Here is an 8,084-nt window from a genome sequence, read left to right as displayed (position 1 = left end):
TTCACCGTCCGCTTCGACTCCATCGAAGCACCCTGACACCCACCAGCGTCACAGCACCCGCTCGACCCGCACCTCACCCATTATTTTCGGACCAGAGGTGGGATACCGGTGGGAGGAATCGGGAGTAAGGCCGAATTTCGGCTCGTGGTCTAGGTGCACCCGGAGATGGGCGCCTGACGGGAATTTTCCCTGGTCAGGCGCCCTTTTTCTGCGTCTAGAAGAAGCCCAGCTTCTTCGGCGAGTACGACACCAGCAGGTTCTTCGTCTGCTGGTAGTGCTCCAGCATCATCTTGTGGGTCTCGCGGCCGATGCCGGACTGCTTGTAGCCTCCGAACGCCGCGTGCGCCGGGTACGCGTGGTAGCAGTTTGTCCAGACGCGGCCGGCTTGGATCGCGCGGCCCGCGCGGTAGGCGGTGTTGATGTCCCGCGTCCACACGCCCGCCCCGAGCCCGTACAGCGTGTCGTTCGCGACCTTGATGGCGTCGTCGAAGTCGTCGAACGACGTGACCGAGACGACCGGGCCGAAGATCTCCTCCTGGAAGATCCGCATGCGGTTGTCGCCCTCGAAGATGGTCGGCTGGACGTAGTAGCCGCCCTTCAACTCCCCGTCATGCTCGATGCGTTCACCGCCGGTGAGGACCTTGGCACCTTCCTGCCGGCCGATGTCCAGGTAGGAGAGGATCTTCTCCAGCTGGTCGTTGGAGGCCTGGGCGCCGATCATCGTGTCGGTGTCGAGGGGATGGCCGGGCTTGATGAGTTCAGTGCGGGCGACCGCCGCTTCGAGGAATTCGCGATAGTGGCCGCGTTGGATCAGCGCCCGGGACGGGCAGGTGCACACCTCGCCCTGGTTGAGCGCGAACATCGTGAAGCCTTCGAGGGCCTTGTCGCGGAAGTCGTCGTTCTCGGCCCAGACGTCGTCGAAGAAGATGTTCGGGGACTTGCCGCCGAGCTCCAGCGTGACCGGCTTGATGTTCTCCGAGGCGTACTGCATGATCAGCCGCCCCGTGGTGGTCTCACCCGTGAACGCGACTTTCGCCACCCGCGGGCTGGACGCGAGCGGCTTTCCCGCCTCCACACCGAAGCCGTTGACGATGTTCACGACACCAGGCGGCAGCAGGTCCGCGATCAGGCTCATCCAGTAGTGGATGGACGCCGGGGTCTGCTCGGCGGGCTTGATGACGACCGCGTTGCCGGCCGCCAGCGCCGGGGCGAGCTTCCAGACCGCCATCAGAATGGGGAAGTTCCACGGGATGATCTGCGCGACCACGCCGAGCGGCTCGTGGAAGTGGTACGCGACGGTGTCGTCGTCGACCTCGCCGAGCGAACCCTCCTGTGCGCGGATCGCTCCCGCGAAGTAGCGGAAGTGGTCGATCGCGAGCGGGATGTCGGCCGCCAGGGTCTCGCGCACCGGCTTGCCGTTCTCCCAGCTCTCGGCGACCGCCAGCTTCTCCAGGTTCGCCTCCATCCGGTCGGCGATCTTGAGCAGGATGTCACCGCGCGCGGTGACGGAGGTGCGGCCCCAGGCGGGCGCCGCCGCGTGCGCCGCGTCCAGCGCGCGCTCCACGTCCTCGGCGGTGCCCCGCGCGACCTCCGTGAACGGCTGCCCGTGCACCGGACTCGGGTTCTCGAAGTACTGTCCGCGAGCCGGCGGCACGTACTCGCCGCCGATGAAGTGGTCGTAACGCGCCTGGTAGGAGACGATCGCGCCCTCGGTGCCGGGCGCCGCGTAACGGGTCATGCTGGTCTGCCTCCCGGAGAAGCGCTGCCCGCCGTTGGGCAGCTCTCGCCGCGAGGCTAGGAACGCGGACGTTGCGAGGACGTTGCGTGCCCGGCTATCGGCCTGCGGGGTTACGCCGGTGGCCCGGTGGCCCGGTGGCCCCGTGGCCCCGTGGCCCGGTGACCCGGTGACCTGGTGACCGGGTGGCCCGATGCCGGGGGCGCCGGGTGCCCCGGTGGCTGTTGGGCTTGCGGTGTGTTCGTCAGCGTGGTGTCGGGCGCGCCTGCCCGTGGTGTGCCGGTCGCGTCCGTCCGTGGGGTGCGGGGTGCGCCCAGCCCGGGGGCGCCGACAGCTCGGCCTCCAACCCGTCCAACCGCGCCCGCACCGCCGCCGTCGGGCGCACCGCGGCCAGCGCCCGCCATACGTCGAGGTCGTCCTCGCCCCACGGCGCGCGGGCCCAGTCGGCCAGCAGGTCGGGGTCGCGGCGGGCGATGAGCGCCGTACGCAGCCCCTCGGCGAGCCGGTGCCGCAGCCGCACCACCGCCGGTGCCGCGGAACCCGGCAGCAGCGGACCGGCGTACACCGCCGCGGCCGCCGTGACCGCGCCGGTGCCGAGCCGTCGCTCCACGACCGCGACATCGGACTCGACCGGCGCCATGAGCCGATAGGGGCGCGAACCCAGCAGGCCCGGGCCGAGAACCCGGCGCAGCCGTGCCAGTTCGGCGCGCAGCGTCACCGGCGTCACCGACTCGTCCTCGTACAGCGCGCACATCAACTCGTCGCCCGTCAGACCCTCCGGGTGCCGGGCCAGCAGCACCAGGATCTCGCTGTGCCTGCGGCTGAGCCTGATCTTCCGCCCGCCCGCGAGCAGTTGAGCCTCGTCGCGGCCCAGCGCGGTCAGTTCGATCGTGTCGGCCATGGCCTTCGGCGGCGCGAGCAACGCCAACTGGGACTCCGCGGCGCGCGCCACCGCCTGCACGAAACCGAGACTGTGCGGATGCGCGAGCCCGTCCCCGCCGGTGATGTCCACCGCGCCGAGGACCCGCCCGGTGCGCGGATCGTGCACGGGCGCCGCCGCGCACGTCCAGGGCTGGACACGGCGGATGAAGTGCTCGGCGGCGAACACCTGCACCGGCCGGTCGACGGCCACTGCCGTACCCGGCGCGTTCGTACCGACCGCCGTCTCCGACCACCGCGCACCCGGCACGAAGTTCATCCGCCCCGCCCGCCGCCGCGGCACCGGATGGCCCTCGACCCACAGCAGTCTGCCCTGCGCGTCGCACACCGCGAGGAGGTGCTCCCCGTCCGCCGCGAACGTTCCCATGAGTTCCCGGAACAGTGGCATCACCCGGGCCAGCGGATGTTCCGCCCGGTACGAGCCGAGGTCTCCGTCCGTGAGCTCCACGCTCGCGGTGCCGTCCGGCACGACGCCCGCCCGCGCCGAACGCCGCCACGAGTCGGCCACCACGGAACGCACCGGCCGTGGCACCGTGCCCGCCTCGGTGAACGCCTCGTGGGCGCGACGCAGGATCCGCACCCGCTCGACGGGATCGGCGCCCGGTTCCAGGGCCACCCAAGGATCGGTCAACTCGGCCTCCCGGCAGGCGATGCGGCTGGGACCATCGTCACTCCCGGTGCGGGCCCCGACAAGCAGTGCGACCGTCCGGGCCGCTGTTGTGGCCGTCCACCGCACCCGTCGCCCGCACCACCCGTCGCCTTCCGGACACCCCGAGGGCCCGTCGGTCAGGCGAAGTTGACGAGCCTTATGTAGCGCGTCCAGTCCCAGTTCGGCCCGGGATCGGTGTGGTCGGTGCCGGGTACCTCGAAGTGACCGATGATGTGGGCGCGGTCCTTGGGGATGCCGTACGTGGCGCAGATCGCGGCGGTGAGCTTGGCCGACTCCTCGTACAGCGCGTTGGTGAAGTAGGCGGGCTGGTCCACCCAGCCCTCGTGCTCGATGCCGATGCTGCGTGTGTTGTAGTCCCAGTTCCCCGCGTGCCAGGCGATGTCGTGCTCCCTGACGCACTGCGCGACATGCCCGTCGGCCGATCGCACGAGGTAATGGGCGGACACCTTCTTCTGCGGATTCTGGAAGATGGACAGGGTGTTGGAGTAGGTCGCCTGCGTGACGTGGATGATCACGTAGTCGAGCGGATAGGCCGTCGGCCGGTTGGACGCCGTGTAGTTGGACGAGCTCGCCTGCGTCCATTCGGCGCCGGGGAAGTCGACGTCCGCAGCCTGTGCCGTGGCCCGGGTGTCGGGGAGTAACGAGTAGGGGAGTGCGGCGAGGGCTGCGCCCTTCAGCAGCAGCCGCCGGCTGGGGAACGACCTGGCCCGTTCCATGGGGTGTCTGCCTTTCGACGGTGGGGGGTCATTGAGCGAGGGTGAGCGGATGCGCGCTCAGTGCCGGAGTGCCGTGGCCGTCTCGCGCAGCTGTGCGTGCAGTCCGCGATGTGTCTCCCGCGCGGGCAGCCATTCCTTGCGGAGCTTGGCGACGCACGTGTAGTTGGTGTCGCAGACGTTGGCGAGCGGCGACTCGACCGCCTGGGTCGCGAACTGGTACGCGTCCAACTCGCTGAATCCGTAGTCACGCACCAGCCACTGCACCAGGTCGAGCTGGGATATCCGGAACGCGTCCTCCAGCGGGCGTGCCGAGCCGGTCGAGATGATGTGCGTGTCGGACTCGATGCGCGGCCAGGGGGTGGCCACTCCCTTGAGCAGTTCGACGATCACCACTGTGTTCATCGCGCACTCGACGGCGACTCCACAGGTCTCGCCCTCGCCCTGCCGTGCGTGTCCGTCACCGAGGCTCAATAGGGCGCCCTCAACGTTCACTCCGAGGTAACAGGTCACGCCGGCCCGCATCTCCGGAGTGTCCATGTTCCCGCCGTGCGCGTCGGGCACCAGCGCGGAGCGTACCTCCAGGTTCGCGGGCGCCACTCCGACGGTTCCGTGCATCGGATCCATCGGCAGCTCGATCCGGATGTCACTGTCACGAGCGCTGAACAGCGCGGTGCGCCGCTCCCGGTCGAGCTGCCAGATCCACACGGTCTCCGGCAGTGGCGGCTGCAGCGTGGCCGTGGTGTGCGTGGACGTGAGCGCGCCGAAGAGGGGAACCGTCGTCGATGCCGCCCAGTCGCGGGCCGGTTCGATCGAAACGAAGTGAATCGCCACGGTGTCGCCCGGCTCGGCTCCCTCCACATGGAAGGGTCCCGTCTGCGGGTTGAGGAACGGAAACTCGCACACCTCGGACACCAGGTCCTTCTCGGAGCGCACCCGTCCGGCGAAGCAGTCCTCGGTGTAGAGATCAAGGACCGTGCCCGGCGCGATACGCGCCACGGGCGGCGCGCCGCCGAACGTCCACGCGTACTCGCCCGGTGAAGGCCGCACGGTCAGGATCCGGGGGTCGCTCATGGCTGCACAGCTCCGCTCTGCCGGGGGTCGGGGGTGGAGGTCTCGTCGAGGTGGACACGGGCGGTCTCGGCTATGCGCCCGGGATGGCGGCGCACCAGGACGATCAATACCACGATCCCCGCCAGCATCCAGACACCGACGACCGGTCCCGCGTACGACACGGGGGCGGTCAGTTCGGACACGAAGTCGAAGACCGGCAGGCCCGCCGCGGTCAGCAGCGCGGGGACGAAGGCGACGATGCCGAGCAGCGGGAACAGCAGATGCCGCACCGGTTCGAACAACTCCCGCCTGCGGCGCAGGAAGTAGCCCGCACAGGTGAGGTTCACCACGATGTACACGCCGATCACGACCGTGACGATCACTGTCGCGAGCAGCAGGAACGCGGTCACGGGGTCGTAGTAGAAGCCGAGCCCCAGCATGGCCGCGAGCGCCACGGCGCACTGCACGGCGATTCCGGCGACGGGGGAGCGGTGCCTGGGGTGCACGCGCGCGAAAAGCTGCGGGAACACCCGGATCCGCCCCAGGGCGAAGGCAGTTCGCGTGGAGACATTGGCGCAGGCGTTGGCGTTGGCGATCGTCGAGTTGACCACCGCGAGGAACACGAGCACCCAGAACAGGCCGAACGAAGCGCGGGCCACGCCCTCCCAGGACGCGGCGCCGGAGGCCCCGAACCCGGCGAAGCGGTCGGGCCCGAAGTACACGGCCATGGCGTAGGTCGTCAGGACGTAGACGAGGCCGATCGCGAGTGCCGCGCCGAGGACGGCGCGGTGCATGGTGCGGCGCGGGTCCTTGGTCTCCTCCGCGAGCGGTGCCGCCGCCTCGAACCCGGCGAAGGCGAGCACGGTGTACACCGATCCCGCGAACACGCCGCTGATGCCTTGGTATCCCTCGGCCGTGTGCGACGTGCCGAACACCGACAAGGTGTTGTCACCGCCCGCCTTGACGATCAGCCACACCGCGAAGACCACGAAGACCAGCACCTCGAACACTCCGAGGACGGTTCCGAAACGGGCCGAGGCGCGCACTCCGAAGTACCCGGCCACCGCGATCACCGCCGCGCCCGCGAGCGACCAGGGCCACCACAGGTCGTCCGGATACGAGGACCAGTCCTGGTGCAGCGTGCCCGCCGTGGTGAACCCGAGTTGCAGGAGCAGCAGCGGCGGCACCAGCGCCTCGACGAACACATAGCCCCAGCCCACCAGGAATCCGACGGCCGGGTGGAGCCCCTGTGCCGCGTACGTGGCCACCGATCCCGCGGCGGGCAACTGCCGAGCCAACTCGGCCACGCACGACGCGGTGAACAGGCACGCCACCAGAGCGATGAGCACGGACAGTGGCAGACTGCCGCCCGCGAAGGCCGCGCCCGACGGAATGGACGCGGCGACCGCCGCGGCCGGCGCCATGGCCGTGATGCTCTGGAACAGCACCTCTCGCAGCCCGATCGCCTCACGCCGCAGTCCTGGAGCTGTCTCCCCCGACATGTGAACCCCCCGATTCGCCCGGACACGCAGCCATCCGTCCGACGGCTGCGCCTCGCGTGAATTACGGTACGGCGCTTGCCGGTTGGGCAGGAAGAGCGAGGCGTGAGTCGGTGGACAGGCCCGGGACTGTGGACAACTCGGCCACCCGAAGGAGGGAATTGGCGTCAGGCGGGGCGTCTCGTGCCTCTCGAGGTACGCCGTCCGTTCCGCCCGCCTGCCCCGCCGCGCTCGCCCGCCCGCTAAGCCCGGGCCGCCACCCCGGCCGGATCGTCGAGCACTGCCCGTACCACCGAGTGTGCCGCGCCCAGCAGCGGACCCTCGGGACCCAGCCGCGAGACGGACACGGCACACGCCGGACCCGCCGTGCGCCGCGCCAACTCGCCTTCGAGCGACGGCAGCAGCCAAGGCGCGAGACCGGACAGCGCTCCCCCCAGCACGACAGTCTCCGGGTCCAGCAGATTGACCGCCCCGGTCAGCGCGATGCCGAGCGCTGTTCCGGCCTCGCGCAGGGCACGCCTTACCTCCGTGTCGCCCTGCGCGGCGCGCTCGGCGAGCAGCCCGACCCGGTCCTCGCCCGGCTCCAGACCGGCCGAGCGCAGGACGGCCTCCTCACCCGCGTACTGTTCAAGGCACCCGCGTCCACCGCACGGGCACTCCGGCCCTTCGGGGCGGATCGGCACATGCCCCAACTCGCCCGCGAAGCCGCGCGTTCCGCGCAGCAGCCGACCGTCCACGAGCACCGCCGCGCCGATGCCGATCTCTGCCGACACATGCAGAAAGTCTCGCGGAGTCGCCTCGCCGAGCCAGAGTTCCGCGAGACCGCCGAAGTTGGCCTCGTTGTCCACGGTCAGCGGCAGCCCCCCCGGCAGCAGCGTGCCGAGGTCCGTGTCGTGCCAGTCGAGGTTGGGGGCGCGGACCACGGTTCGGGCGTCGCGGGCCACCAGACCGGGCACGGCGACCGCGAGGCCCACGGGCCACAGCCCCTCCCGCTCCGCCTCGGCGATCACCTGACGTATCAGCGACGTCAGTTCCTGGATCACCGGCCCGGGCGGCCGCCCGCGGTTCGTGCCGTGCCGCACGGCCCGGGCGCGTACCTCACCGCGTAGATCGACCGCGCACACCGCGAGATGGTCGACGCCCACCTCCGCCCCGATCCCTGCGGGACCGCGCCCGCTGACGGCGAGGGCCGAGCCCGGCCGCCCCACCCGGCCGGGCCGCTCGGGGCCCAGCTCTTCGAGGAGCCCCGAGCGGATCAGCTCGTCCACCAGCGTCGACACGGCCGCCCGCGTCAGGCCGATGCGCGAGGCGACGGCGGCGCGCGACAGCGGCCCCTCGGCGTTGACGGTGTGCATCACCCGGGAGAGATTGCGGCGACGCATGCCCTGCTGGGTGTCGGGCAGCCGACGGCCGGAACCGGTCGGGTGAACCTCGTGCAGCGGTGCGGTCATGCCTCCGTCAGTCCTCGTCCGGAC

Annotated in this window: 6 protein-coding genes; all 6 read right to left on the bottom strand. The window is 70.6% G+C overall.

Features of this window, described 5'->3' with window-relative positions; translation table 11 throughout:
• Positions 1-214: 214 nt before the first annotated feature.
• Positions 215-1,738, bottom strand: coding sequence for an acetaldehyde dehydrogenase ExaC (gene exaC, locus ACZ4RZ_RS07775; RefSeq protein ID WP_467743043.1), 1,524 nt, complete (start codon positions 1,736-1,738; stop codon positions 215-217).
• Positions 1,739-1,979: 241 nt separating this feature from the next.
• Positions 1,980-3,305, bottom strand: coding sequence for a winged helix-turn-helix domain-containing protein (locus ACZ4RZ_RS07770; RefSeq protein ID WP_467743041.1), 1,326 nt, complete (start codon positions 3,303-3,305; stop codon positions 1,980-1,982).
• A gap of 155 nt (positions 3,306-3,460) precedes the next feature.
• On the bottom strand, positions 3,461-4,060 hold the full coding sequence (locus tag ACZ4RZ_RS07765; protein WP_467743039.1) for an N-acetylmuramoyl-L-alanine amidase: 600 nt from the start codon (positions 4,058-4,060) through the stop codon (positions 3,461-3,463).
• A gap of 57 nt (positions 4,061-4,117) precedes the next feature.
• Positions 4,118-5,131: an acetamidase/formamidase family protein gene (locus ACZ4RZ_RS07760; protein ID WP_467743037.1), complete on the bottom strand. Its 1,014-nt coding sequence runs from the start codon at positions 5,129-5,131 to the stop codon at positions 4,118-4,120.
• The gene (locus ACZ4RZ_RS07755; protein ID WP_467743035.1) at positions 5,128-6,612 is read right to left on the bottom strand and encodes an APC family permease; all 1,485 of its coding nucleotides are present in this window, start codon (positions 6,610-6,612) and stop codon (positions 5,128-5,130) included. The genes ACZ4RZ_RS07760 and ACZ4RZ_RS07755 overlap by 4 nt, the downstream gene beginning before the upstream one ends.
• Positions 6,613-6,851: 239 nt before the next feature.
• Entirely contained in the window at positions 6,852-8,060 is a 1,209-nt protein-coding gene (locus tag ACZ4RZ_RS07750) for an ROK family protein (RefSeq protein ID WP_467743033.1), read from the bottom strand.
• Positions 8,061-8,084: the final 24 nt, after the last annotated feature.

Source organism: Streptomyces sp. NPDC027189 (assembly GCF_055566975.1).
This window is presented reverse-complemented; position numbering and strand designations above follow the sequence as displayed.

Excerpts from the sequence above, each read along its gene's own strand:
- exaC (WP_467743043.1), bottom strand. The coding sequence starts at position 1,738 with ATGACCCGTTACGCGGCGCCCGGCACCGAGGGCGCGATCGTCTCCTAC.
- ACZ4RZ_RS07765 (WP_467743039.1), bottom strand. The coding sequence starts at position 4,060 with ATGGAACGGGCCAGGTCGTTCCCCAGCCGGCGGCTGCTGCTGAAGGGC.
- ACZ4RZ_RS07760 (WP_467743037.1), bottom strand. The coding sequence starts at position 5,131 with ATGAGCGACCCCCGGATCCTGACCGTGCGGCCTTCACCGGGCGAGTAC.
- ACZ4RZ_RS07755 (WP_467743035.1), bottom strand. The coding sequence starts at position 6,612 with ATGTCGGGGGAGACAGCTCCAGGACTGCGGCGTGAGGCGATCGGGCTG.
- ACZ4RZ_RS07750 (WP_467743033.1), bottom strand. The coding sequence starts at position 8,060 with ATGACCGCACCGCTGCACGAGGTTCACCCGACCGGTTCCGGCCGTCGG.